Origin of the sequence: Pediococcus cellicola, assembly GCF_001438655.1 — a bacterium.
Taxonomy (GTDB): domain Bacteria; phylum Bacillota; class Bacilli; order Lactobacillales; family Lactobacillaceae; genus Pediococcus; species Pediococcus cellicola.
In genome coordinates, this window is record NZ_JQBR01000012.1 from 38,517 (window position 1) to 63,048 (window position 24,532).

The 24,532-nt window shown below is 38.9% G+C and carries 23 protein-coding genes, 1 other RNA gene and 2 other annotated features; of the genes, 8 read left to right on the forward strand and 16 right to left on the reverse strand.

Going from position 1 to position 24,532, the window contains the following annotated elements:
• Window position 1: 1 nt before the first annotated feature.
• From IV80_RS09055 to ezrA, 10 genes are all read right to left on the reverse strand, one after another.
• On the reverse strand, window positions 2-655 hold the full coding sequence (locus IV80_RS09055) for an amino acid ABC transporter permease (protein ID WP_057752570.1): 654 nt from the start codon (window positions 653-655) through the stop codon (window positions 2-4).
• 155 nt (window positions 656-810) lie between these two features.
• Window positions 811-1,039 (reverse strand) — a binding site (T-box leader).
• A 45-nt stretch (window positions 1,040-1,084) separates the two neighbouring features.
• Window positions 1,085-1,630, reverse strand: coding sequence for a rod shape-determining protein MreD (gene mreD, locus IV80_RS09060; protein ID WP_057752573.1), 546 nt, complete (start codon window positions 1,628-1,630; stop codon window positions 1,085-1,087).
• 24 nt (window positions 1,631-1,654) lie between these two features.
• The gene (gene mreC, locus IV80_RS09065) at window positions 1,655-2,500 is read right to left on the reverse strand and encodes a rod shape-determining protein MreC (protein WP_057752576.1); all 846 of its coding nucleotides are present in this window, start codon (window positions 2,498-2,500) and stop codon (window positions 1,655-1,657) included.
• 129 nt (window positions 2,501-2,629) lie between these two features.
• Window positions 2,630-3,295 carry a RadC family protein gene (gene radC / locus IV80_RS09070; protein WP_057752579.1) on the reverse strand — a complete coding sequence of 222 codons (666 nt, stop codon included), beginning with the start codon at window positions 3,293-3,295 and terminating at the stop codon, window positions 2,630-2,632.
• A gap of 35 nt (window positions 3,296-3,330) precedes the next feature.
• A complete protein-coding gene (locus IV80_RS09075) occupies window positions 3,331-4,656 on the reverse strand; it encodes a bifunctional folylpolyglutamate synthase/dihydrofolate synthase (protein WP_307723486.1) in 1,326 nt (441 codons plus the stop codon).
• Window positions 4,657-4,739: 83 nt separating this feature from the next.
• Window positions 4,740-7,403: a valine--tRNA ligase gene (locus IV80_RS09080; RefSeq protein ID WP_057752582.1), complete on the reverse strand. Its 2,664-nt coding sequence runs from the start codon at window positions 7,401-7,403 to the stop codon at window positions 4,740-4,742.
• 40 nt (window positions 7,404-7,443) lie between these two features.
• Window positions 7,444-7,651, reverse strand: a binding site (T-box leader).
• A gap of 26 nt (window positions 7,652-7,677) precedes the next feature.
• The gene (tpx, locus tag IV80_RS09085; protein WP_057752585.1) at window positions 7,678-8,184 is read right to left on the reverse strand and encodes a thiol peroxidase; all 507 of its coding nucleotides are present in this window, start codon (window positions 8,182-8,184) and stop codon (window positions 7,678-7,680) included.
• Between the two features lie 94 nt (window positions 8,185-8,278).
• Complete coding sequence (gene thiI / locus IV80_RS09090) at window positions 8,279-9,496, reverse strand: tRNA uracil 4-sulfurtransferase ThiI (RefSeq protein ID WP_057752588.1); 1,218 nt, start codon at window positions 9,494-9,496, stop codon at window positions 8,279-8,281.
• Between the two features lie 16 nt (window positions 9,497-9,512).
• A complete protein-coding gene (locus IV80_RS09095) occupies window positions 9,513-10,658 on the reverse strand; it encodes a cysteine desulfurase family protein (RefSeq protein ID WP_057752591.1) in 1,146 nt (381 codons plus the stop codon).
• A 166-nt stretch (window positions 10,659-10,824) separates the two neighbouring features.
• Window positions 10,825-12,534 carry a septation ring formation regulator EzrA gene (ezrA, locus tag IV80_RS09100; RefSeq protein WP_057752594.1) on the reverse strand — a complete coding sequence of 570 codons (1,710 nt, stop codon included), beginning with the start codon at window positions 12,532-12,534 and terminating at the stop codon, window positions 10,825-10,827.
• 164 nt (window positions 12,535-12,698) lie between these two features.
• On the opposite strand from ezrA, the gene IV80_RS09105 reads away from it, so the two are divergent.
• Both IV80_RS09105 and rpsD read left to right on the forward strand, forming a co-directional pair.
• On the forward strand, window positions 12,699-13,169 hold the full coding sequence (locus IV80_RS09105; RefSeq protein WP_057752596.1) for a GAF domain-containing protein: 471 nt from the start codon (window positions 12,699-12,701) through the stop codon (window positions 13,167-13,169).
• 190 nt (window positions 13,170-13,359) lie between these two features.
• Window positions 13,360-13,968, forward strand: coding sequence for a 30S ribosomal protein S4 (rpsD, locus tag IV80_RS09110; RefSeq protein WP_057752599.1), 609 nt, complete (start codon window positions 13,360-13,362; stop codon window positions 13,966-13,968).
• Between the two features lie 46 nt (window positions 13,969-14,014).
• Here rpsD and IV80_RS09115 read toward each other — a convergent pair whose 3' ends face one another.
• Window positions 14,015-14,605 carry a DUF1054 family protein gene (locus tag IV80_RS09115; protein ID WP_057752603.1) on the reverse strand — a complete coding sequence of 197 codons (591 nt, stop codon included), beginning with the start codon at window positions 14,603-14,605 and terminating at the stop codon, window positions 14,015-14,017.
• Between the two features lie 86 nt (window positions 14,606-14,691).
• On the opposite strand from IV80_RS09115, the gene IV80_RS09120 reads away from it, so the two are divergent.
• From IV80_RS09120 to IV80_RS09135, 5 genes are all read left to right on the forward strand, one after another.
• Window positions 14,692-15,150, forward strand: a complete 459-nt coding sequence (locus IV80_RS09120) for a YueI family protein (RefSeq protein WP_147186355.1) — start codon at window positions 14,692-14,694, stop codon at window positions 15,148-15,150.
• A 10-nt stretch (window positions 15,151-15,160) separates the two neighbouring features.
• Window positions 15,161-16,435, forward strand: coding sequence for a replication-associated recombination protein A (locus tag IV80_RS09125; protein WP_057752609.1), 1,275 nt, complete (start codon window positions 15,161-15,163; stop codon window positions 16,433-16,435).
• Window positions 16,436-16,484: 49 nt separating this feature from the next.
• Window positions 16,485-16,672, forward strand: a non-coding RNA gene (gene ssrS, locus IV80_RS10025) — 6S RNA.
• Between the two features lie 83 nt (window positions 16,673-16,755).
• On the forward strand, window positions 16,756-17,040 hold the full coding sequence (locus IV80_RS09130; protein WP_057752612.1) for a hypothetical protein: 285 nt from the start codon (window positions 16,756-16,758) through the stop codon (window positions 17,038-17,040).
• Window positions 17,041-17,162: 122 nt separating this feature from the next.
• Entirely contained in the window at window positions 17,163-17,633 is a 471-nt protein-coding gene (locus IV80_RS09135; protein WP_057752615.1) for a universal stress protein, read from the forward strand.
• 61 nt (window positions 17,634-17,694) lie between these two features.
• Here the strand turns inward: IV80_RS09135 and IV80_RS09140 are convergent, their stop codons facing one another.
• The 5 genes from IV80_RS09140 to IV80_RS09160 form a co-directional block, all read right to left on the reverse strand.
• Window positions 17,695-18,249 carry a DNA-3-methyladenine glycosylase I gene (locus IV80_RS09140; protein WP_057752634.1) on the reverse strand — a complete coding sequence of 185 codons (555 nt, stop codon included), beginning with the start codon at window positions 18,247-18,249 and terminating at the stop codon, window positions 17,695-17,697.
• 43 nt (window positions 18,250-18,292) lie between these two features.
• A complete protein-coding gene (locus tag IV80_RS09145) occupies window positions 18,293-20,059 on the reverse strand; it encodes a glycerophosphodiester phosphodiesterase (RefSeq protein WP_057752618.1) in 1,767 nt (588 codons plus the stop codon).
• A 281-nt stretch (window positions 20,060-20,340) separates the two neighbouring features.
• Window positions 20,341-21,453: a D-alanine--D-alanine ligase family protein gene (locus tag IV80_RS09150; protein WP_057752621.1), complete on the reverse strand. Its 1,113-nt coding sequence runs from the start codon at window positions 21,451-21,453 to the stop codon at window positions 20,341-20,343.
• A gap of 85 nt (window positions 21,454-21,538) precedes the next feature.
• Window positions 21,539-22,576: a zinc-binding alcohol dehydrogenase family protein gene (locus tag IV80_RS09155; RefSeq protein ID WP_201782523.1), complete on the reverse strand. Its 1,038-nt coding sequence runs from the start codon at window positions 22,574-22,576 to the stop codon at window positions 21,539-21,541.
• A 14-nt stretch (window positions 22,577-22,590) separates the two neighbouring features.
• Entirely contained in the window at window positions 22,591-23,562 is a 972-nt protein-coding gene (locus IV80_RS09160) for a DUF2785 domain-containing protein (protein ID WP_057752640.1), read from the reverse strand.
• A gap of 181 nt (window positions 23,563-23,743) precedes the next feature.
• Between IV80_RS09160 and IV80_RS09165 the strand changes: the two genes are divergently transcribed.
• Complete coding sequence (locus IV80_RS09165; RefSeq protein WP_057752625.1) at window positions 23,744-24,475, forward strand: DUF975 family protein; 732 nt, start codon at window positions 23,744-23,746, stop codon at window positions 24,473-24,475.
• Window positions 24,476-24,532: the final 57 nt, after the last annotated feature.

A 24,532-nucleotide genomic window follows, 5' to 3' on the forward strand; every position in this document is an offset into this window, starting at 1 on the left:
CCTAACGCCAATAGGCATAATGTTTTTCAACTTTTCGTAATAAGTATGTGCATGCTGCCGTTAATAAAAGATAGATGACACCAACTAAGACTAGTGGTATGAGTGTGACGTCCCGAGAAGAAGCCACGTTGCCAGCTCTTAACAGGTCACCAATACCAATTACGTATACTAATGAAGAGTCTTTTACTAAGTTAATGACCTCATTACCGATTGAAGGTAACACAATTTTAGCCACCTGGGGAACGACAATCTTACGAATGGTTTGCCAATAGGATAACCGTAAAACTTTAGCTGCTTCATACTGACCACGATCAACAGACTGTAAACCACCACGGAATATTTCTGCAAAGTAAGCCGCATAATTCAAAATAAAGGCAAACAAAGCAGCGTCATATCTTTGAAAAACCAGCTTGCTCACAATTGGTAATCCATAAAACACAAATATTAGCTGAAGTAATAATGGTGTCCCACGCATCAACCAGACATAAAAATTCAAAACATATTTGATCGGTTTGATTTTTGATACTAATCCGAGACCAAAAAGCATGCCTAATGGTAAAGCCCCAACAAGTGTCCAAAAAAAGATTTTTAGCGTCATCATCATCCCAGCCAAAAGCGAAGGCAAAATTTCTGAAACATAGTGTACTGACAACATAAGCATTCCTCCAATAAAATAAAAAAAGTCCTCTCAAACTAACTAAATAGTTCAAGAGGACGAGTAAGCGTGGTTCCACCCCTGTTTGCAATCACCTCACAGTAATCACCTCAGTGAGTTGTTTTATAACAAAAAATCCTCTTGGGTAAATTACCCAAGAGGACGCATCAACGTGGTTCCACCTCATGTTTCTGATAATCTCACAACTATCAGCTCAACAAGTTATAAATAACAACTCTATGAGATAACGATCACCCGTACTTCTCTAACTTGCTCAAGAAGTAAACTCGCAGATGTGTTTCAAACAAGGTACATGCTCTAATCTCACCACTTAAAGCTCTCTGAAATGATTCCTTGCTCTACTCTTCCGTTCATTGTTTTTAAATATTGTATTGAATATAAAACATTTCACCCTTGACGTCAAGTCTTTTAATCAATACTTCTGAAATTTGCACCACGCGTATGCCGAAATAAACTTTTGATCGGTAAATACAAAAGGACAAAAAAGCAAAGATTCAAAGCCAACGTTGGCGCCAAATTATAAGCCACAAATTCTGCAGAAGCCACCGTCGTGTAATGAACAAGTGAAAAAACAATGTAAAACGCACTTTCATATAATGTTAAAGTCAAAAAGAACGTTAAAAGAATTGATAAAAAAGTCGGTTTAAAAAAGACTTTCACCCATTGAACAATAATGACAAGGACCGGCAAAATAAACATGTTCACACCAAACACACCTGTGTAATACCAATCAAACACAAGGCCCACCCCTGCGGCCCATGTTGCAATGGGTAACTTAGTTTCTCCTTCAAAAAAAATAGCTAAAATCATCCATAAAATGGTTAAATTGCTCACCATTGAATAAGGATACGCAAAAAGTGCTTTTGAAAACACTAAATTAATTGAACCATCTAAGAATAAAGCTAAGAAAAAGCCGATGGGGAAAATATACTTTATTTTTGCACTTTGTAACATTTTAGATTCCTCCATCTTACCGTTTTAGTTTAGCTCCGCTACCGAAACAATATTGATGCTACTCATGTCAGCAGCTGGTTTAATATAGATTTCGGAAGCTAATCCACTGGAGTCTTCTTTGGCAGCTTCTACTTTACCTACATAAAGGCCCTTAGGTGTCACGCCACCTAGACCAGAGGTAGTTACAAGCGTTCCCTTTTTAATTTTGGCCTTCGAAGTTACTTGACCCATGACAATTTCATTATTCTGACGATCAAAACTTGTGACAATTCCGTTAATTGTTTTACCGGTCTCATCCTGAAGTTGAATGGCAAATCGATTAGCCGAATCACTGCTATCGCTGATTAACTCAACTTTACTAGTTGTATAACTGGCTTCAATAACTCGACCAACAAGCCCTTCTCCAGCTACGACTGACTGATTTTTTTTGATGCCAGAAAGCGTTCCTTTGTTAATAACCACAATATTTTGCCACGAAGTAGGTGCTCTTGAAATAACCGTTGCCGTAACTAATTTATAATCCGTCATTGACGACTTTAAATTGACTTGCTGCTTCAATTGCTTATTTTCCTGTTTTAACGCCTGACTACGCGAACGTACAGCCTCTAGCTGATCGATTTTAGTTTTTAAGCGTGCATTTTCCTGATAAGTATTAATGATCGAATTCAACGCTTGTGAAGTATTTCGAATTGCATTCATTGGATAAGAAACAACACGATCAACGACAGCAACAGAATCATTGCCCACTTTTTGTAAAATTGGTGTAGCTGATTTTTTTCGAGTTGTCACTGACAGGGTCACTAGACCAACTGCAATAATCACGCAGATTACAGCAATTACTAACTTTCGATTTGAAAAAAACTTTTGCATAGTAGACCCTCCGGAGATTATTTAAATCACGAAATAACTTATTTGGCGACAAACACAATGTGTATTATACCACAGAAAAAAACAGCATTACACGCAACCTATTCCTATTTTCACTACCTTAAAAAACATTTAAATCAAATGCTGTTCCGCAAAACTGTAATAGTCTTGCTGCCCAGTGATAAGGTGATCTAAAAGTTCAATTCCCATAAGAAGCCCACACTCCTTTAACCGCTTAGTAAATCGAATGTCTTGTTTGGAGGGACTCACATCCCCACTAGGATGATTATGACTAACCATGATCTTGTTGGTTCCTACCCGTAATGCTTCATAAAAAATTTCACGGGGATGAACCGTGGCTGAGTTCAAACTTCCTTGAAAAACCATCTTTTGATAAATAATTTTATTTTTAGTATTTAAACAAAATAGTGTTAGACGTTCTTGCCGGTATTCTTGTTGAATACGAATGAGCCGTTGTCCGATTTGTCGACTGCCAAAGACCTCGCCAACAATCTTTTGCGGAGCTAACTCAATCCGCCTACCAATTTCGACTGCAGCCAAAAATTGGCGGTTTAGCCTTGGGAAATCCTTGAACAGCTGCTTTTTTTCTGAATTGTATAACAGCGGGAATACAGACAAGTCAGGAATGAGTTGCCAGAATTCATGCATGATTTGTCTTTTTTCATCGCTTAAGACTTGCTTACTTAAAAAAATCTGTAAAAGTTCTTCGTTTGAATATTGTGCCATTTCATCAAATGGCTGACGCGATACTTCTAATTGTGCGACTGATTTTTCCATTAGTTATCACTCTCCCAATAGAAAATACGCATAAATTAGTTATCTTCTACGAATAACTTGCGGGCATCGGAAATAAAATATAAAGATCCTGTAATTAGCAGTAAATCATCTTCTGACATTATTTGAGTAGCTTGCGCAATTGCTAGTTGCCAATTTTCTTGTTTTAGAATTGGATTAGCCGTCTGCACATTTTTAGTCAGTTCTTGTAAGTCGGCCACTTTCCTGCTGCCGGGTCCCGCAAATGTCGTCGCGATTAAATGCACGTTTTTTAATTTTCCGAGCGTTTGGATCATTTTATGATATTGTTTATCCTCTAGAATCGCAATAACCACATATATTTCATACTGTCTAAAGTGTGTGTGCAAAAGCTGTGTGATTTCCTCAAATGCGGGTTCATTATGGGCACCATCCAATACCACCAAAGGCTGCTCGTTTACTTTTTCGAAACGACCAGGCCAAAACGCATTTGCTAATCCTTTTCTGATATTTTTTTCTAAAATAGGAAGTTTCTCTTGATCCATAAAAACTAAGTAGGCTTGCAAGGCGGCAGCTGCATTATTGATCTGATAATTACCCAACATTTTAATTCTCAAATCTTTAAACTGTACGTGATGGGTTGTAAAATCGAATTTTTGAATCCACAACTCCTGATAGTGGCGATGTGTCGCTTGATATTCCTGGCCGAAACGAAACAGCAAGCTTTGCTTCTTTTCTGCAACCTTTTCAATTACAGCCAGCGGTTCTTCATTAAGCTGTCCGGCTACCACAGGCACTCCTTTTTTAATAATACCAGCTTTTTGTGCCGCTATTTTTCCTAGCGTATTTCCTAAAAGCTTCATGTGATCAAAGCCAATGTTTGTAATCACTGAAAGCGCCGGATTAACTACATTTGTAGAATCGTAAAGTCCACCAATCCCCACTTCTATCAACACAACATCAGCATGTCCTTCCGCAAAATAACTAAACATCATGGCGGTGACAATTTCAAATTCTGTAGGTCCTCCTTCTGGTAAGGTGGCATCCAAGTGATCAATCACCGGAATTAGTTTTTGAATAATTCGCAAAATCTCGTCATCAGAAATTGGGACCCCATCGACACTAATTCGTTCATTGAAACGGGTTAAAAAAGGCGAGGTAAATGTCCCCACTCGATAACCGCTCTCCTGAAGCATGCTGCGCAAAAAAGTTAAAGTAGAACCTTTCCCATTCGTTCCAGCAATGTGAATAGCCTTAATTTTAGTTTCTGGATTACCTAGTGCCTTCATGAAAGTTTGCATTCGTTTTAAGGTCGGAATTTTTTTAAATTTTGTTCGTCCGTGTATGAACGCAAGTGCCTCTTCATAATTCTTCACAATCGTCACATTACTCATCTCCTCATATTAAAAAGAGACTAAACCTTCAATATTTCCGTTTAGTCTCTTTTTATAAATTGGAACGTCTTTTCCTATTGTGCAGCTTGAATAGACGCTAGTCGCTGCTTAGTTGCTGCTAACTTAGCTTCATAATCAGTTTGCTTTTGACGTTCTTTTTCAACGACCTCGCTAGGAGCGTTCGCCACAAATCGTTCGTTGCCTAACTTTTTAACAGAACGGTTAACCTCACTTGTGTACTTATCAACCTCTTTTTGGAGTCGTTGTGCTTCCTCGTTAAGGTCTACTAATTCAGCCAGTGGGATATAAACCTCCGCATCAGTAATAACTGCTGACATCGCCAATTTAGGCACGTTCAGATCTGCACCTACTGTAAATTTCTCAGGGTGACAGAACCGATCAATATAGTCCTGGTTCGCTTCAAAAAGATGCTTTAACTGTGCATTATCGGTTTTAACAAGTAGATCTACGGAGCTTGACATGGGTGCATTTGCATCTGCACGAATATTACGTACAGCCTTAATTAAATCAATAAGATGCTCCATATCACTTTCCGCTTGCTTATCTTCAAGTTCTGAATGCCAAACTGGATATGTGGCTGTCACAATAGAAGCTCCCTTGTGTGGCATCGCTTGCCAAAGCTCCTCAGTTACAAATGGCATGATTGGATGTAAGAGTCTCAGCGTCTGGTCAAGGACATAGGCTAAAATATTACGCGTATTTTCTTTAGCTTCTTCATCATCACCAGTTAAAATTTCCTTGCTCATTTCAATATACCAGTCACAAAAGTCGTCCCAAATAAAGGTATAAAGTGCCCGACCAGCTTCACCAAAATCATAGCTATCAAAGAAGTGTGTCACTTGTTTAACGGTGTCATTTAACCGGCTTAAGATCCACTTGTCCGTTAAATTCCATTGGCTGGCTTCGGGCAAAACGGGTTTGGTTAATTCGCCTAAATTCATGATGACGTAACGACTTGCATTCCAAATTTTATTAATAAAATTCCAAGCCGCATCCATTTTAGTATAGCTAAAACGAACATCTTGACCGGCAGTTGATCCCTGTGAAAGGAACCACCGTAATGCATCAGCCCCATATTTATCAATAATATCCATTGGATCAATACCATTACCCAATGATTTACTCATCTTGCGTCCTTGCTCATCACGCATTAAACCATGTAAGAGCACGTCTTTAAATGGTGGCTTCCCAGTGAACTCCAAGCTTTGGAAAATCATTCGTGACACCCAGAAAAAGATGATGTCGTAACCTGTTACAAGCACACTCGTTGGGAAATAACGGTTGTAATCAGGTGCACTTTCATCAGGCCAACCCATCGTTGAAAATGGCCATAAAGCACTGGAGAACCAGGTATCCAAAACATCTGGATCTTGTTGCCAATTTTCAATATCTTCAGGTGCTTTTTCACCAACATAGGTTTCCCCCGTTTGTTTGTTGTACCAAGCGGGAATTTGATGTCCCCACCACAACTGACGCGAAATAACCCAATCGTGTGCATTTTCCATCCACTGGGTAAAAGTATGCTCAAAACGTTCAGGCACAAAGTTAACCTTTTGATTTGATTTTTGATTTTCCAGTGCCAATTTAGCAAGATCTTTCATCTTAACAAACCACTGTGTCGATAAGCGTGCTTCGACTTGTACACCCGTTCGTTCCGAATGACCAACACTATGCACGATTGGATCGATTGAAATTAAATACCCTTGTGCCTTTAAATCAGCAACCATCGCCTTTCGAGCAACAAAGCGATCCATTCCTTCATACTTACCAGCATTTTCATTCATGGTGGCGTCTTCGTTCATGGTATTAATTCGCTTCAGGTTATGCCGATTTCCAACATTAAAATCATTTGGGTCATGTGCTGGTGTGATTTTAACCATTCCAGTTCCAAATTCTGGATCTACGTATTGGTCTGCAATTATAGGAATGTGCCTTCCTTGTAACGGTAAAATGACTTCTTTACCCACTAGGTCTTTGTAACGTTCATCGCTTGGGTTAACCGCAACAGCAGTATCGCCAAACATGGTTTCCGGACGTGTTGTGGCAATCTCAATATAATGCTCACCATTAAACGTGTCATTTTCATTTACAAACGGATATTTTACATGATAAAAAGCACCCTTGTCATCCTTATGAATCACTTCAATATCAGATAAAGCTGTACGGGCCTGAGGATCCCAGTTAATGATGTATTCACCGCGATAGATTAATCCTTTTTTATACAAGGTGACAAATACTTTTCGAACTGCCTTGGATAAACCATCATCAAGCGTAAATCTTTCCCTTGCATAGTCTAGCGATAAGCCCATCTTGGCCCACTGTTGATGAATCACATCGGCATATTCATCTTTCCAATCCCAGACCTGTTTCACAAACTTCTCACGTCCAAGATCATAGCGGCTCACACCCTGCTCACGTAATTTTGCCTCGACTTTAGCTTGGGTTGCAATACCAGCATGATCCATGCCTGGTAACCATAACGTATCATATCCTTGCATCCGTTTTTGCCGAATTAAAATATCCTGTAAAGTTGTATCCCATGCATGTCCCAGATGTAATTTTCCAGTAACATTTGGCGGCGGAATTACAATTGAATATGGTTTTGCTTTCTTGTCTCCACTAGGCTTAAAAAGCCCTTGGTCTAGCCATTGTTGATAACGACCCTGTTCAACTGCTTTAGGATCATATTTTGTTGACATTTCTTTTTTGTCTGCCATGTAAACATCCCTTTCTACGCAAAAAAGCATACCCATCCATCAAAAGGACGAATATGCTTCGCGGTACCACCTAATTTGGGCTTTTAAACCCCACTTACTTCTTTTTTAACGGAATTAAAATTTCCGGTTATCCTTACTCCTATTTCGGGATAACGGCTCACAAACTACACTTCATCTGGTTGAAAACTCTCAGCGTTTTGTTTTCTCTCTGGTAAATATAGATGAATTCTTTTGCTCAAAGCCTGTATAAAGCATTTTAGCCAACTATTTAAGTTTAGTCAATATCAGTCGCGTACTTTTTCACAACTTCTAATGCTTCAAGATAGTTAGGTTCATCATGAATTTCGGGAACAATCTGTCGATAAACAATTTTTCCTTCTGCGTCAATCACAAAAATTGTGCGTGCTAAAAACCCTTCATTTGGAATATAAAGCTTCATTTCATAACCCAAGGACAACTCTTCATCAGATAAGATCTCCAGATTAGAAACACCCTCGGCAGCACACCATGCCTTTTGTTCAGCAATGGTGTTGTTAGAAACGGTTATAAACCGAACAGACGGATAATGATCAGCCTGTTGATTAAACTTTTTGGTTTCAATTTTGCAAACTGGGGTATTTAAATCCGGTACCGTACTAATTAAAGTTGGTTTGCCAATGAAATCTTTGGTTTTAATTTTCTGATTTTCAGCATTAAACAACTTAAACTTCGGTAATTGCTCGCCTACTTCGGGAGGGTTACCTACCAAAGCAACTTTTTCACCATTACTTAAAACATCCACGCTTATCACTCCTCAAATTCAGTAAATCTAGCTATCAAAAAGATTAGATTAAACATAACTCATTTTTGTTCAATAATCAATGAAAATGGCGATTTTAAAGCAGTTCTGCAAAGACATCTTGATTTTGATTCAAATAATTTTCGCCAGGCTTAATCTCAGAAATCGTCACACCATCGAGGGCCTCTTTCATAAGCCCCTCTACATCAATACGTTTTTCATAATATCGTGCGCGTTCTGTATCTGGCCGCGTTTTAGGCGCTGGTGGCGCAAAAATTGTACAACAATCTTCAAACGGCAAGATGGATAAATCATATGTTCCTATTTCTTTAGCCTGTTTAATAATTTCTGTCTTGTCTAATGAAATAACAGGTCTTAGAATTGGCATGTTAGTCACATCATTAATTGCTTCCATGCTTTCCATTGTTTGTGACGCAACTTGGCCCAAAGATTCGCCATTAAAAATTGCTTTCCCGCCACGTTTTTTGGCAAGTGCCACCGTCAGGCGTAACATCATACGCCGTTGAACAGTCATCAAGTAGCCTTCAGGAACTTTTTCTTTAATCTCTTCCTGGATTTTTGCAAAGGGAACCTGAATGAATTGTAAACTACCACCAAAGGCGGCTAACCTTGAGGTGAGTTCTTTAGCCTTTGCAAGTGCTTGTTCACTAGTGTAAGGCGGACTAAAGAAATGAACCATTTCCATATCTACGCCTCGCTTCATTCCTAGATAACTAGCCACTGGAGAGTCAATACCGCCAGACAACATCATCATGCCCTTACCTGCCGTTCCCACTGGTAGGCCGCCTGCGCCTTGAATCGTTTCGCTAGATAGAAATACACCGTTACTACGGACTTCTACACGCAAAATAAGATCAGGCTGGCGCATTTTTACACTTGCTTCAGGAAAATGATCAAGCACAAAACCGCCCAATTCTTCATTAAGTTCATTAGTATCCATCTCAAAATGGTGATCCGAACGACGGGTATTAATTTTAAAAGTCATCCCCGGTTTGAGCTGCTCTTGCATCATTTTTAAAACACCCGCATGAATTCCTTCTAGGGTTCGGTCAACCTTTAGCGATGGGGAAAAATTTTGAATACCAAAAACTTGCTTCAAACGCTCAATAACAGCATTAGAATCTTCACCGTTTAACGTCACATGTGTTCGGTCTCTTTTAGGGTGGACCTCAAGTTTTGGAAAAGCGTGTAGACTTTTACGAATATTACCGCCTAGACGATTCACAAAATCGCGTTGATTTTTTCCTTTAGTCGAAAGCTCACCATAGCGAACCATAATTTCTGTATACTGCATTTTGTAACTCCTTGCTTTAATTTAGTTTGGAAAATTCTTCATACAACTTGTCAAAAACCTTATTAAAGGTCTCAGCTTCAGCCACCGTGTTGTCAGCGTCTAAACTCACACGGATGGCGCTTGTCGCAATATCATCGGGAGTGTGCATTGCAGCCAGAGTACTGGACTCAACCTGCTTTTTAGAAGAACAGGCACTGGTTGTAGAGATAAAGATATCGTGTCGTTCAAAAGCATGTACAACCGTTTCACCGCGCACACCTTTAATTGCAAAACACAAAATATGTGGTGTAAAGCCATCATTTCGTTGCGTAAACATTGTCACATTTTCAAACTGACTTACGTGGTCAAAAATCGTTTCCTTTACTTTTTGTTGTTGAGCCACATTGGCTTTTTCATCTTGAAGTAACAGGCGCAATGCTTTTGCCATTCCTGCAATAGCAGGCAGATTCTCTGTACCGCTCCGTTGATTTTTTTCTTGACCACCACCGGTCATCAAAGGCGCAATTCGTCGACCCTCGCGTGCATAAATAAAGCCAATTCCTCGAGGTGCATGAAATTTGTGGCCAGAAAACGTGATAAAATCAACACGGTCATTAAAGATAGCTGATTGCAATCCTTTTCCAATTCCTTGTACGGCATCAATATGGAAATGAATCTTAGGATATTTTTTCAGGACCTCTGCTGCTTCCTTAATAGGTTGTAAAGTTCCAATTTCGTTATTAACTGCCATGATGGAGACCAAAATTGTATCAGGCCGAATTGCTGCTTTCAAATCTTCTATCGAAATACGTCCCTCTTTATCTACAGGTAAATAAGTCACATCATACCCCAAACGTTCGAGTTGCGCCATACTATTCGTAATGGCTGGATGTTCAACTGCGGTGGTAATAAGATGTTTACCAAAAGCTCTCTTTTCGATAGCCGTACCCTTGACTACCCAGTTGTCCCCTTCTGTGCCACCACTTGTAAAAAAGATTTCGTGTGGTTTTACATTCAAAAGGTCCGCAATTTGTTTACGTGATTGCTCAAGCAAGTTAAAAGCAACTTCACCCATGTTATGCAAACTAGATGGATTTCCCCAAATTTTCTCACTTACAGTTTGGTAAGTTTTCAACACTTCTGGTGCCACTTTTGTCGTAGCACTATTATCAAAATAAATCATACCTATTTCTCCCGTTTTCCAATGCTTTTTAAAAATTACCCTTAATTATAACAACGTCATCTATAATACGCAAAATCGAGATTAAAAACAAAAGATTGTATTCAGCCAAAATAAAAAGCGCTAGAAAATAGCTATTTTCCAACGCTTTCTATTTTAAATTGATGACCTAATACGCGGTACTTTTTTGTGCTTCATAGCTTGCCGTAAGCTTGTCAACCATTCCAGGTTCGACGCTTTCTAAAGCACGGCTGATAACACTTAAGCTTTGTGCATAATCATGATCTTCATCAAACAATTTTTGGGCGCGCTTGCTTGCTGTGTCCACGGCTTCATTACTGTGACGGTAACGATTTGTGTATTGGATAATTTCTTCACTTAATGCAGCATTATCCGTCAAATCGGTCGTCTTTTTAGCCAACGTTTGCATATCCTTATCAATCATACCTAATTGCTGGTCAATTTGCTTCATATCAATTTTAACCTGATTCATGTTAGCCGCTAGCTTCTCAATCTCATCACTGACAACGAAGAAATAGTCCATATAACTAGCAGGAATGCCAGGTAAATTCAAGTTTTCGATGTGACGCTTAATTTCATGAATCTCTAAATCAAATTGGTGCAACGTCCGACGAGCATCCTTTTCTTCCTCAATTAACTTTTGGATACTGTCATTAATTGCTGTTTGCTGGGACTCAATTGATTCCAACTGATCGTTTTCATCATGCATTCTTTGCAAAATTTCCGAGTAAACTACAGGTTGATTTGTAATGGCTTCAGCATCCTGATCATGTTCGTTCCGAATACCTTCCAATTGTGTTTGTAGATCATGCGCCTGTTCGTCTTCATTCCCATTTAAAACATAGCTTTGACCTAAACGATCGATTTCAATGAGTAAAGTATGACTTTGTTTCTCAGCATGTGTAATATAATCTGCAATCGTCTGAAAGCCGCTATCTACTTCTGTGCGTGCATCGATTTCAGTTTGCATTAAATCATACAAATTATCAATTCGACTTGCAATGGTTTCATTGTTACTTTTAACAGCATCCAAACGTAAATTGCTCAAAGTATCTAAATTTTCTGCAATTTTCTGATTAATATCTTGGACTTCACTTGGAATTCCATCATCAGAAAAGGCGTAGTTATGGTTAATTAATTGCGTATAACCGCTCTTGATTTCATCCAATTGCCCCGGAAAATTTTCATTTAGTTGAATGTAAAGTGCTGGAATTGCTTCTAGCTGTGCGTCCAACGCCTTAGTATTGCTTTGTAATTGTTGTAATTGGCTTTCTGCCTTCTTGTGATCGCCACTTTCAACGGTTTTAGCAAAGTTTTCAAAAGCATTTTCTAATCGTTGAAGATTATCATTAAGCATATCTACACTTGGCCCATACGTCATATCTTTAGCCAAAAGTGTTTTTCGCAATTCCTGGTATTTATGGCGCAGCACTTTTACTTGATTTTGTTGGTCTTCGTTTTCCTGCTTAATTTGGTCCAAAGCTGCCTGAATACGATCTGATTCGGATTGTACGACCTGAATGGCGTCCTTAATTCCAGCAACATCCGACCGTGCGTCAAAAATTTTCATATCATTGACGTTTTGTTGCCCATTTTGCGCTAACTCGTCAATCTCAGGGAACTTATTGTTTTTGACATCTCGGTAGTCATCTTGAAGATTTTGGTATTCCTCTAAGGAAGAACCCGCCAAATTTAAGTCACCCACTTCGTCAAGTTCGCTGGCAACGGGTAAATCCATTAAATCAGATTTCTTATTGAGAAGATCTGTAATTTGCTTTAACAAATATCGTTGATAAAGCACGATTCCTACATATATAAGAATTGCTACCACGATTATACCAATTAATACACCCAACATGAGAACCCCATCCTTTGTCTACGTCATTATTATTCATTTATCATGAATTTATTGCTTTCTTGGTTTGTTCCATATAAAATAAGACCCAAGTTAAATTATAGCATAGGATTTTACAGTTTCACTATGCGATTTTTATATTTATAGTCCAATTTGGAGGAAATTTTATGACAAAAAAAACGCTTTCCCTAATGAATCAGCAATTAGATGCTCTTTTGACAAACGAAACTAATCTAATTGCCAACATGGCAAATGCCTCGGCGCTATTAAAATCTAGCTATGAGGATGTAAATTGGTCAGGTTTTTATCTTTACGAGGAGGATAAAGATGAACTAGTGCTCGGCCCTTTCCAAGGTAACGTGGCTTGCATGCATATTGCTAATGGTTCTGGCGTGTGTGGAACCGCCTTTAAGACACAAAAGGTACAACGTGTTGCAAATGTTCATGAATTTGCGGGTCACATTGCTTGTGATAGTGCCAGCAATTCGGAAATTGTCCTTCCCCTATCCAAGGATGGTACTAAAATCGGTGTCCTTGATATTGATTCCCCTTCTTTAAACCGATTTAGCGAAGAAAATCAAGCTGAACTTGAAGATTTTGCGGCCATTTTCTTGACCCACGTTGACACTGAAGCTTGATCTGTTGTAAACTGTTCATTGTGTAAAATAATGCAGCGGTGAGTGGTAAGCTCGTCAACAGACTGGTGCCTTAAGTGGTTCAATTAGTAACCTGCGGCTGCAAAGGTGAGGATTGCAAAACAGTCTGCACGAATACTAAACTCACAATCGGATTATTTTACTCCAACAAAATTATTGGAGGATTTACTTTATGTCTCGTTATACAGGTCCAAGTTGGAAAATCTCACGCCGTTTAGGTATTTCATTAAGCGGTACTGGTAAAGAATTAGCTCGTCGCCCATATGCACCTGGTGATCACGGTCAAAACAATCGCCGGAACATTTCAGAATATGGTCAACAACTTCGTGAAAAACAAAAGTTACGTATGATGTATGGCTTGACTGAACGTCAATTTGCTAACTTATTCACACGTGCTGGTAAGATTAATGAAGGTAAACATGGTGTTAACTTCATGATCTTGCTTGAGCGTCGATTAGACAACGTTGTTTACCGTTTAGGTTTAGCAACTACTCGTCGTCAAGCTCGTCAGCTTGTTAACCATGGTCATATCACTGTGGACGGCAAACGTGTTGACATCCCTTCATACGAAGTCGAAGTTGGCCAAGTTGTGGGCGTTCGTGAAAAATCAAAAGATTTGAAGATTATCGGCGAAGCTGTAGAAGCTGTTGTTGGTCGTCCTCAATTCGTTCAATTTGATGCTGATAAGTTAGAAGGTTCCTTAACTCGTCTTCCAGAACGTGACGAATTAGAAGCTGATATTGACGAATCACTAATTGTTGAGTACTACAACAAACTTTAATTTACGAAAGCTTGTCAAAAAAGCATTTGGAATTCCAAATGCTTTTTTATTTGTCCCAAATTGTAGAAAGTTGGATTATTGTGTCCGTAATTGCACGCAACGTGCGCTTTTTATCTTCAAGAATCGGGTCATCTTTTCCTAAGACTCGACCAATCAACACTTCTGTCTGGCGTTTTTCACCATAGTTCAAAACCGCTTTAGAAAACGCATCGTCTATTAATGGCGTTTCTTCTTTAAGCATATGATTTGTTGACAGATAAAATAAAGGCCTTAGTTCCAGAAACTGTGATTTTTTATGCGTAAGCATCTGGATAATTTGTGAGCGATCTAAAATATTTACCTCACAAGCAAGCCAAATAAACAACTGATCACACCAAATCCCGACCTCATAGTGAGGCACCATTTTGTAACCACGCGTCCGTTTGCCAAAAGCTACCCAAGTGTTAGGTGGTGGATTACGATGCCGACGGGCGTGCTTAGCAATAAAGGCGTGATATTGCGGACTTTCTGCATTCAGTATTGGCAACACACTTTTTTCAACGTCTTCAAAAAAAGGATCAATTCGATTGCGGATTAGCATAAGTCGTTCTTCCACACCCTCTTCTTGAAACGCAGAGAATAACTGATCTTTAAACAAGAGGCTCCCCTCCATTCTTAAAACAAGAATGCCTTCACATAAAATGATATACTTAATTATACTATGAAGAAAGGGTTGTGAGCGCAATGGATAAGAATACAAATGTAGATTCAAGACTGCAAAACGCCATTCATGGCACCCCAAAAATCAATCCAGATGAGCAACGTAAGTACCTAGGCACCTTCAGAGAACGTGTGGTTTTAACCATGACAGTTGCACAAATTAAAAATAACCAATATCGCGATGACTTTATTCGTGAAATGAAAGCGAATTCCGACAAATCACTTTTGATTAATGGAAATCTCAGTCAAAATTTAATCGGTCCGTATATGAAAGCCGCTAGTCAATTTTCGATTCAGTTCACGATAAAGACGGATTCAATTTATACCACGAACGATAAAGATCTTGCCCTTGTTTTGACAGCTAAACAAGCCATGAACAGGGATAATATTGACATTGAAAATTATGTGAACAAAGAAACCAACTCAAAAGAACAAAAACCTAAATCATTATTAGATAAATTAAAAGATGGTTTTTTAAATTAGGAGTTTTAATATGCAACAACCTTTAGCCTATCGGATGCGTCCTAAAAAAATTGAAGAAGTCGTTGGCCAACAGCATTTAGTGGGACCAGGCAAAATTATTGCTCGAATGGTGAAAGCCAAATTACTCTCGTCCATGATTTTATACGGACCACCGGGAACAGGAAAAACAAGTATCGCAAGTGCGATCGCAGGGTCGACAAAATATGCTTTCCGCAAGCTGAATGCGGCGACTGATTCCAAAAAAGACCTTCAAATTGTCGCCGAAGAAGCCAAAATGAGCGGAACTGTCATTTTGTTGCTTGATGAAATCCACCGATTAGATAAAACTAAGCAAGACTTTCTATTGCCACATCTTGAAAGTGGTGCCATTATTCTTATCGGTGCAACTACCGAGAATCCCTATATTTCAATCAACCCCGCAATTCGTAGTCGAACACAAATTTTTGAGGTCCACCCTCTATCACCTGATGACATCAAACAAGCAATCAATCGGGCCCTACAGGATTCTGAAAATGGGTTGGGCGATTTAAACATTAAACTGACTCAAGATGCGATGAATTTTTTAATACATGCTACCAATGGAGACTTGCGAAGTGCTTTAAACGGACTAGAATTGGCCGTGAAATCCACTGAACCAGATAAACACAGTGTCATTACAATTTCACTAACTATTATTGAAGAGTGCTTACAAAAAAAGGCCCTCGTACAAGACAAAGATGGTGATGCTCACTATGATGTGATTTCTGCCTTTCAAAAATCAATTCGTGGTAGTGATGTTAATGCTGCTTTGCACTATATGGGGAGGCTTGTTGAAGCGGGCGATCTTACCAGCATTGCGCGGCGATTAATGGTGATTGCGTATGAGGATATTGGCCTGGCAAATCCTCCTGCTTGTGCCCGAACTGTTTCAGCAGTACAGGCAGCCGAAAAATTGGGCTTTCCGGAAGCCCGAATTCCCTTAGCAGATGCAGTCATTGAACTTTGCTTATCACCAAAATCCAATTCTGGCATTACAGCTATGGATGCCGCCTTAACTGATATTAAGTCTGGTAATTATGGCGATATTCCGGATGATTTGAAAGATGCCCATTATAAGGGCGCCGAAAAGTTAGGCCATGGGACACATTACAAATATGCCCACAATTATCCAAATGACTGGGTAAAGCAACAATACCTGCCTGATAAAATCAAAGCAGCAACCTATTATCAGCCTAAACAAAATGGTAAATTCGAAGCTGCTTTAGCGGCTCAATATCAGCGCCTACTCCATGCTCAGCGAGATTGAGAATGCCACAAAATTGAACTTTGGCGGCAACCATGCTAATATAAGGATGAAATTACTTTGGTGTACGCGTTGCTTCATTTATGTACTGCCGATCAAATAATTTGTTTAGGAACTAAGGGTGTTTGGTGGCATGTAGGCCTTTAATTAGGAAACTTAAAGCCAAACCAATTGGTCCCACCGCTAATATACTTGCGGGCTTTCACTGAGAAGCGATTAACGGCACCATAAAGTGTTTCCAAAGCATTGTGCTTTGTTGGGATTAGGACTACATGTGCTAATCCCTTTTTTTATTAACTTAATAGATTTAAGGAGTTATGCCCATGATAGTCACACTTCTCATGATTGTTTATGCCATCATTTTGGGAATTATTGGTTCTTATCTGTATCGCCATCAACAACGTCCCTTTTTACTTTTTAATCCTACGAATAATCCCGCACTGCAGGAATTATTACGCATTGGTGGATTCGCCTTAATCTTAATGGCACTTATTGCTTTTGTGATCGCTTGGACTCATGTGGTCCTCTTGATTGGTTTGATCTTACTTCTCGGCTGCTTATCCACAACTTTTGTTTTATTGGCACTGCTGCATTTTCTTCCAAAATAAGGGTTAGTCACATCTTCTTGATCCCTATTTCCAGTTGATAGCTGAAAAGAAAACGCTTTTTTTCTTTTTATTTCACGAAATTTAACGTAGAATAGAGTTAGAAAGTTGGAGAGGTGATTTAAATGACACAACAATATAAACATATTTTAGTTCCGGTCGATGGTTCACAAGAAGCTGAATTAGCCTTTCAAAAGGCAGTTGCAGTAGCACGACGAAACGAAGGCTCTGAATTACATTTAGTTCACGTTGTTGATACCCGTGCTTTTCAAAATATTTCTAGTTTTGATACTGCCATGGTTGAGCAAGTTACAGAAACTGCCAAAACGACACTTGATAAGTACATTGCTGAGGCCAAAGACAAAGGGTTAGAAAATGTAGATTATTCCATTGAGTATGGTGCACCAAAGGTTGTGATCGCAAACGATATGCCAAAGCAATTGCATACCGATTTAATCATGATTGGCGCCACAGGGTTAAATGCTGTTGAAAGACTGCTAATCGGCTCTGTTACAGAATATGTAACGAGAACAGCTGTCTGTGACGTTTTAGTAGTCCGTTCCGACTTAGACAATAAACCTGTTAAAATCAAATAAACACTTTTTTCAACAAAAGCGCGTGATTCGAAAAATTCCGAATCATGCGCTTTTGTTTTTGTTAAATCGATAACTCATAATACCGAAAACAAGTTTCCTCATGATCATTGATTAATCCGGCAGCTTGAAAAAAGGAATTCAACATTTTGGGGCCTACAAAGACAAAACCATCAAGCTGCATCTGCTGAACAACTCGTTGCATTAAAAACAGACGTGACTTCTCGTCGCCCAAAAAGTGGTGCGTTGCTCTAATTGGTTTAAAATCAACAAATTGCCAAATATAATCTGAAAAATTGGTTGATAGCCTTGTCACAACCCTAGCATTATGAAGAACTGCTCTGATTTTTCGTTCATTACGAATAATCTCGGTATTTTTCAAAAGTTGAGTCACTTCATCTTCCGTATAATTACTTAATTCATACGGATTAAATTGGCAAAGCGCTTCTCGTAGCGCCGATCTTTTTTTAAGAATAATTTCCCAATTTAGCCCAGCTTGAAATATTTCTAACGCAAAACTTTCGAAAAGCTGTTGAGACTCTAATATTGGTACCCCCCACTCAAAATCATGGTATTCCTCCAGCCAGTCATTTTTCGTACTCCATAAACATTTCTTCATACCCCATTCATTCCCTTCTTGGTTATGAATAAGATACGCTTTTTTACCACAGTTCAATTAAATTGTTCAGGACCTCATACTGACTTAATTCAGTTGTATTTCGGGTTCGAATGACTTCTTGTAACCGGCTGAGATGATTCGTAATGATGCCATCCACTCGTAAGGCTAGCATTCTTTTCATTGGTGCCCTCCCATCAACCGGCCAAGCAAATACTTGTTTGTGTTGCGCCCAGGCTTGTTGAATAAATTGCCGATTTAAGGTATGAAATTCAAGTGAATAAAAATCTGTATCATTTTTAGGAATTCTTGCAATATTAAATGGGGTGATAATGCCAGTAGTTAACTTAGGTGAAATTTTTTTCAAACGAGTCATATAAGTGGCATTCAGTGAGTGTACCAAATCACCATGTCGCATTAAACTCCGACTGTACTTTTTAGCAAATCGCTGAATCAAATCAGCTGAATCATTCGGGCCAGGCTTAATTTCCACAATCAAGGGTTGTTTAAGCTGATGTGCCACACGCAAATAATCTGAAAACGAACTTATTTGCGTGTGATAGCCATTTTCACGCAATGTCAGCCGTTTTAATTGCTTGAGAGATAATTCTCCTGGACGTTTATTAACGCCTGCTAAATGCTTTAAATTTTCATCATGCATAGCTACAAATTGATGGTCACGGGTCTCGTGGACATCCATCTCGACAAAATCCGGTTTCAAGCGTGCTGTCTTCTTTAACGACATAATTGTATTTTGAACACCATTTTGGTCGCTTACGCCTCTGTGCGAAATAGTCAGGACGCGAGATATGTGGGCTTCATTTATTCGAATTGAAAAATAGGCATAAACCGGTGTAACTAACAACAGCAACCCCAACAAAGCCAAACCAATTTGTTGAATCTGTTTCAAATCCCATTTTTGGTAATTAGCAGACTGCCTTTTAAAAACGGCCACCTTGGATAAGGGTAAATGAGAACTAGCTACCCATTCTACTAAAGCGGACAAAAAGCCAGTCATAAAAACTAAAAACCAGCCTACAAACAAAAGCTCTGTAAATGAAATTGCTAAAACCATAAACGCGATTGAAATATAAGAAATATGTATCCAGTCATTTAACCGCGACAAGAAGAATAGCAGAACAAAACCAATGCTGATAAACGGCACAGAAACACGCAAAATCAGCCCAAAAAGTTGTGCCATCATCTGGCCAACTTTTTTTCGAGTTAATTTCCAGCTCAAAACAATCCCCTCACGTAATGAACAGCTATAACCAATCATCGCCGGGATTGCCAAAATGATACGAAAACCCACATAACATAATATAAAATACAAAAGAATAAAAAGAGGTGCCACTATCCAACGATGCGCAAAAACAAAGTTTTGAAGAACTATATTAGTAGGAAAATGAGCTAGAATCACCGTTGCAAAACCAAATCCTCCCAGTGGAATTGAAATCATTGTATAAAAGAGGAAATAACCAATGCTTAGCCAAGCATTACGCTTAAATAGCTGCTCCAAAAGTGTCCTTAAACGTTCAAAGCTAATCGGCCGTTGATGTTTAAATCCACTTACAATTAACGAAGCCGCCATCAACCCAATAAAAATTCCCCAAATAATGATCATCGCCAAAATAATCTTAAATGGCACCAGAAAAAAAGCTTCGGACAAAAACAGTGCATGCTCAATTAACATGCTAGCTACAATTCCAATCACAAAAGCGAGGCTTGTATAATATAAATTTTCATCAGACTGAATAATATACCTAATTATCTTTTTTAATTGCTTAAAATCCTGGAAAAAGTACGCCATCATTTTTCTCACATCCCTGACCCCATCTTAACATGAGTGTTTGATCAACAAAATCCTTCATTCACTCTTTTTTATTTTTTCGCAAAAAAAGAGGCTGGAAAGCTTTCCAGTCTCTTCTGCCTCAGAGTTTTAATAATTGGAATCGGAAAATAAGCTGACCTCTTGGCTTAGCTTCGAAAACCAATCGATTCAAATTTGTTTGCTTAGGCTATGATCTAAGTGCGAAGCCAAACCGCCCTTTTCTCACTCTCTTCATTTTTGTCTCACGCCCACTCGATTGAGATTTATTCTGCATCCAATGGCGTAAAATCATAATGAATCTTTGAACGTCGTTGAAACTCCTTACCAGCTAACTGAATTAACTTGTCAATGAGCTTATCGTAACTGAGCCCTGATACTTCCCACAGTTGTGGGTATAAACTAATATTTGTGAACCCAGGAAGCGTGTTAATCTCACTGAAATAAGGTACCTCGTCATGATCGACCAAAAAGTCGATTCGTGCCATTCCGCGACAGCCAAGTACACGATAAGCATCTAAAGCCATTTGCTGAACTTCTTTAGCTAAATCATCTGAAATACTTGCTGGTAATTCAAACTGAACCCCGCTGGCATCCACAAATTTATTGTTGTAATCATAAAAAGTGTCTGATTTGGGAACAACAATTCGACCAACCTTAGAGGCTTCTGGATGCTCATTACCTAAAATAGAAACTTCTACTTCCTCTGGCTGCTCAATTGATTGTTCAACTAAAACTTTGAAATCATACCGGAATGCATCTTCCAATCCAGACTCAAATTCTTCAGCATTTGTCGCCTTATGAATACCAACTGAAGACCCCTGGTTTGCAGGCTTCAAGAACATCAGCTCGCCTAATAATTCTCGACAAGTTTCATACGAATACTGTGATTTGTTTTCAGGCGTTACGACCACGTATTTAGTGTTGCGAATGCCATTGTGCGTTAAGATTTGCTTAGTCATATCCTTATCAAAGGAGATGGCCGAGGCGAGAATACCGCTCCCAACGTATGGCTTTTGCAATAACCGAAGTAGTCCTTGAACTGTTCCATCTTCACCCAGATTACCATGAATAATTGGGAAGTATACATCAATGTCGCGTTCTTTACTCAAGTTCAAAACAGGCGCCAGCGGATTACCATGGTCAACAGCTTTCATTGCTTCTTGAACAACTGTATCCTCTGGCTCCCCATCAAATATACGTCTAGAAGAAGCGTCGCTTAAGATATAACCGTCTTTGGTAACCATGAACAAACTGATCTCATAACGATCTTTGTCCATTGCATCATAGATATTATGTGCAGATCGTTTTGAAACATCATGTTCAGATGAATTACCACCAAACAGTAGTCCAACGTGAATCTTTTTATCCGTTCTCATTTAAAATCTCATCCCATCATTTAGATTTTGTATTGAACCTAAATTGTACCATGAATTAACTGAGAAAAAAACTTTAAAATTCAAACTATGCCGCATTAAAACCACCGGTTATCACGATTTTACCGATCATTTGATTTCCTTCAACCAGCTCGTGTGCATGTCGAAGCGTCTCCGCGTTAATGCCGTTTAAGGTAAGTGTCAAAGTTGGTTGTAAGATTTGCTGATCTAGTAAGTCTGCTACTTTAGCCAAAATTTTTCCTTGACTTGCCATATCGCTAGTTTGATAAAGTGATTTTGTAAACATAAATTCCCAAGCAAAAGTAATACTTTTGGATTTTAACATGCCCATTGGTAAAGGCTGGGTATTTTCAACAATTGAAGTCATATATCCTTCTGGAGCCACAATATCAGCTAGGATAGGTAAATAAATATCAGTGGATTGAAAAATGGCTGCAAAATCAACTGTTTCAATTTGATGGTCTTGTAATTGTTTTTTCAAGGATTTGTGATAATCCAATACGAGATCAGCACCTAATTTTTTCGTCCACTCCGTTGTTTCCGGTTTGGAAGCCGTTGTGATAACGGTAAGCCCAGCCCACTTAGCCAGTTGAATTGCAATGGAACCCACACCACCAGCTCCGTTTACAATAAAGATTGTTTTATGCGTATTTGCATTCTGCCGAGCTACAATTGGCATCCGTTCGAACAGCGTTTCCCAAGCCGTCAAACTAGTTAAAGGCATTGCCGCAGCTTCCTCTGGACTAATCTTGGCAGGAGCGTGCGCCACTAATCGCGCATCCACTAACTGGAACTCTTGATCACTACCCGGACGGTTATTGGCACCGGCATAAAACACAGATTCTCCAACTTTAAATTCTTGAACCCGATCCCCCACTTCAACAACCGTTCCAAAGGCATCGAATCCCAAAATAGTGGGCTCTTTAGTTGCAGGGTGAGATTGGCGCATCTTGGTATCCACTGGATTAACCGAAACGGCATTCACTTGAACTAATAAGTCGAATCCGGTTGCTTTTTTTCGCGCAACTTTTAAATTCATAAAACTATTTTGATCGCTAATAGGTAACCCTTCGTAAAATCCAACTGCTTTAATTTCTTTTTCCATGTTAATTGTGCTCCTTAAAAACGAAAATCATTTTCCTCATTCAAATAAGTGGTGATTGCTTTAGGCATTTCAGGATTTAAAACTAGGGCTTGTAGCAGTCGCTGCCGATTGTACAAACGAGTCCACATAGCTTCGTCCTCCTTAGCCTGAATAGAAACCAATTCATGGCGCCAATTTTTTAGTGCCAATAACAAAAAGTCACTATATAACTTATTTTGACTTGTCAAATCAGCTATATAAGAAGCCAATCTTTCAGGTTCACCAAAAATAAGTGGTGATTCTAAACGCTTGTAACGAACTAATAATACCGCAAGCATCAGCAACTTGTCTGCTCGTACCAGACTACTATCAACGGCCAATTCATCCAAAACATTACCGATGTGCGTGTAAGCATGCGCCCAGCCCTTTTGACCAGCGTAGCCGCGTGTATCTGTCTCAAGTGCGATATACGTAACTAATTGGTCTACCAACGTATTCTTACTTTCGTCATCGATAAACTTTGAACCCGCACGATCAATATATAGTAAAGTTGATAAAAACATTAAGCTAAACGAACGCTGAAAAATGGCATCATTTTCAGGTTCTGTAATGTGTGGGAATAAACTCTCATCTTTAACGAGTAAATCAAAAATCATTTTGAGCTGTTTCTTTGTAGTAATTTGTTGTTGCAAGATATCACTAAACAAAAAATAAACGCCCTTATCACGAATAAATAGATTGGTGGACCCAATATGTTGAAATAATTTTAACAAGTCATCATTAGAGATCTCATCTAACTTGTGCTCACTCAGTTGGTCTCTCAAATCATGAATGAGGTCCAAAATACCGTCTTGGTCATTTGGCAACTGAACTTCAGTAAGTGGTGTTTGCTTAATACTTCCAATCACACCATCAATTTCAGCCAGCAAAGATTGATAAATTTTGCCCGTCTGTAATTTCACTCGTAGTTCCTGCAAGCTTGATCTTACTTCTTCGACTTCTTTCATCGTCATGCGCTCCTTAATTAATAATTCAATTTTAACACGACCGTTCAATAAAAACTTCTTTTAGAAATGAAAACACCGTTTAAAAAACTTCTCAATGCGATCTAATGACTTGATAGTGGTCATCTTTAATTGTCTAATTAAAACTTCATGGTAAAATAGACAAAAGAAAGAGGTGCCATATATGTCAAATCATCGTGTCCGTAAAAATCTGAAAAAAGAAGTCAAAACAACCTTTAAGGGTCATTGGGGACAGGCCACACAGACTGCCATCGTTCCGGTTGTCGTTCGGGCTATTTCAGGATTTATGATTTCTTTATTAATTTTAATTAGCCTTTACGTTCTCTTTAAAAATCCCAGTCTGATTACAGGAAATGATGTGACTAATTATGCGAGTGAAGAGTCTGCTTCAACCGGATCCACTAGCGTTTGGAACTTCCTACGCGCTGCCTTGTTAACCTTTATTGGTGCTGGCATTAGCTTCACTTACTTGGACTGGTTACGCAATCCTAACTTACAATTCTCTCCAATTAAAAGTGGTTTTCAGGCTTTTACCAAACGCTACTTTATCCCAACATTAGCCATTTTTATTTGGCAGTTCATTTTCTTATTTCTATGGACTTTGTTGTTTATCATCCCTGGATTTATCAAATACTTTGCCTACTCCCAGTCCTATCTTATCTATAAAGACCAACTCCGTGCTGGAAATGCAGATAAGATTGAATACATCGATTGTCTAACCATGAGCCGCCAACTTATGGATGGTCATAAGTTCGAATTCTTAATGCTCAAGCTTAGTATGTTGGGCTGGTTAATTCTATGCCTCTTTAGTTTTGGAATTGGCTTTATCTGGTACGTACCTTATTCACAAGCTGTTTACACTGCATTTTATAAGCACCTTGTAGAAATTCAATAAAAAGAGTTTTACTTTGTCATCCTTATGGAACTGCAACTATTTTTTGAGACAATCAAA

Excerpts from the sequence above, each read along its gene's own strand:
- IV80_RS09055 (WP_057752570.1), bottom strand. The coding sequence starts at position 655 with ATGTTGTCAGTACACTATGTTTCAGAAATTTTGCCTTCGCTTTTGGCT.
- mreD (WP_057752573.1), bottom strand. The coding sequence starts at position 1,630 with ATGTTACAAAGTGCAAAAATAAAGTATATTTTCCCCATCGGCTTTTTC.
- mreC (WP_057752576.1), bottom strand. The coding sequence starts at position 2,500 with ATGCAAAAGTTTTTTTCAAATCGAAAGTTAGTAATTGCTGTAATCTGC.
- radC (WP_057752579.1), bottom strand. The coding sequence starts at position 3,295 with ATGGAAAAATCAGTCGCACAATTAGAAGTATCGCGTCAGCCATTTGAT.
- IV80_RS09080 (WP_057752582.1), bottom strand. The coding sequence starts at position 7,403 with ATGGCAGACAAAAAAGAAATGTCAACAAAATATGATCCTAAAGCAGTT.
- thiI (WP_057752588.1), bottom strand. The coding sequence starts at position 9,496 with ATGCAGTATACAGAAATTATGGTTCGCTATGGTGAGCTTTCGACTAAA.
- IV80_RS09095 (WP_057752591.1), bottom strand. The coding sequence starts at position 10,658 with ATGATTTATTTTGATAATAGTGCTACGACAAAAGTGGCACCAGAAGTG.
- ezrA (WP_057752594.1), bottom strand. The coding sequence starts at position 12,534 with ATGTTGGGTGTATTAATTGGTATAATCGTGGTAGCAATTCTTATATAT.
- IV80_RS09105 (WP_057752596.1), top strand. The coding sequence starts at position 12,699 with ATGACAAAAAAAACGCTTTCCCTAATGAATCAGCAATTAGATGCTCTT.
- rpsD (WP_057752599.1), top strand. The coding sequence starts at position 13,360 with ATGTCTCGTTATACAGGTCCAAGTTGGAAAATCTCACGCCGTTTAGGT.
- IV80_RS09120 (WP_147186355.1), top strand. The coding sequence starts at position 14,692 with ATGGATAAGAATACAAATGTAGATTCAAGACTGCAAAACGCCATTCAT.
- IV80_RS09125 (WP_057752609.1), top strand. The coding sequence starts at position 15,161 with ATGCAACAACCTTTAGCCTATCGGATGCGTCCTAAAAAAATTGAAGAA.
- IV80_RS09130 (WP_057752612.1), top strand. The coding sequence starts at position 16,756 with ATGATAGTCACACTTCTCATGATTGTTTATGCCATCATTTTGGGAATT.
- IV80_RS09135 (WP_057752615.1), top strand. The coding sequence starts at position 17,163 with ATGACACAACAATATAAACATATTTTAGTTCCGGTCGATGGTTCACAA.
- IV80_RS09140 (WP_057752634.1), bottom strand. The coding sequence starts at position 18,249 with ATGAAGAAATGTTTATGGAGTACGAAAAATGACTGGCTGGAGGAATAC.
- IV80_RS09145 (WP_057752618.1), bottom strand. The coding sequence starts at position 20,059 with ATGATGGCGTACTTTTTCCAGGATTTTAAGCAATTAAAAAAGATAATT.
- IV80_RS09150 (WP_057752621.1), bottom strand. The coding sequence starts at position 21,453 with ATGAGAACGGATAAAAAGATTCACGTTGGACTACTGTTTGGTGGTAAT.
- IV80_RS09155 (WP_201782523.1), bottom strand. The coding sequence starts at position 22,576 with ATGGAAAAAGAAATTAAAGCAGTTGGATTTTACGAAGGGTTACCTATT.
- IV80_RS09160 (WP_057752640.1), bottom strand. The coding sequence starts at position 23,562 with ATGAAAGAAGTCGAAGAAGTAAGATCAAGCTTGCAGGAACTACGAGTG.
- IV80_RS09165 (WP_057752625.1), top strand. The coding sequence starts at position 23,744 with ATGTCAAATCATCGTGTCCGTAAAAATCTGAAAAAAGAAGTCAAAACA.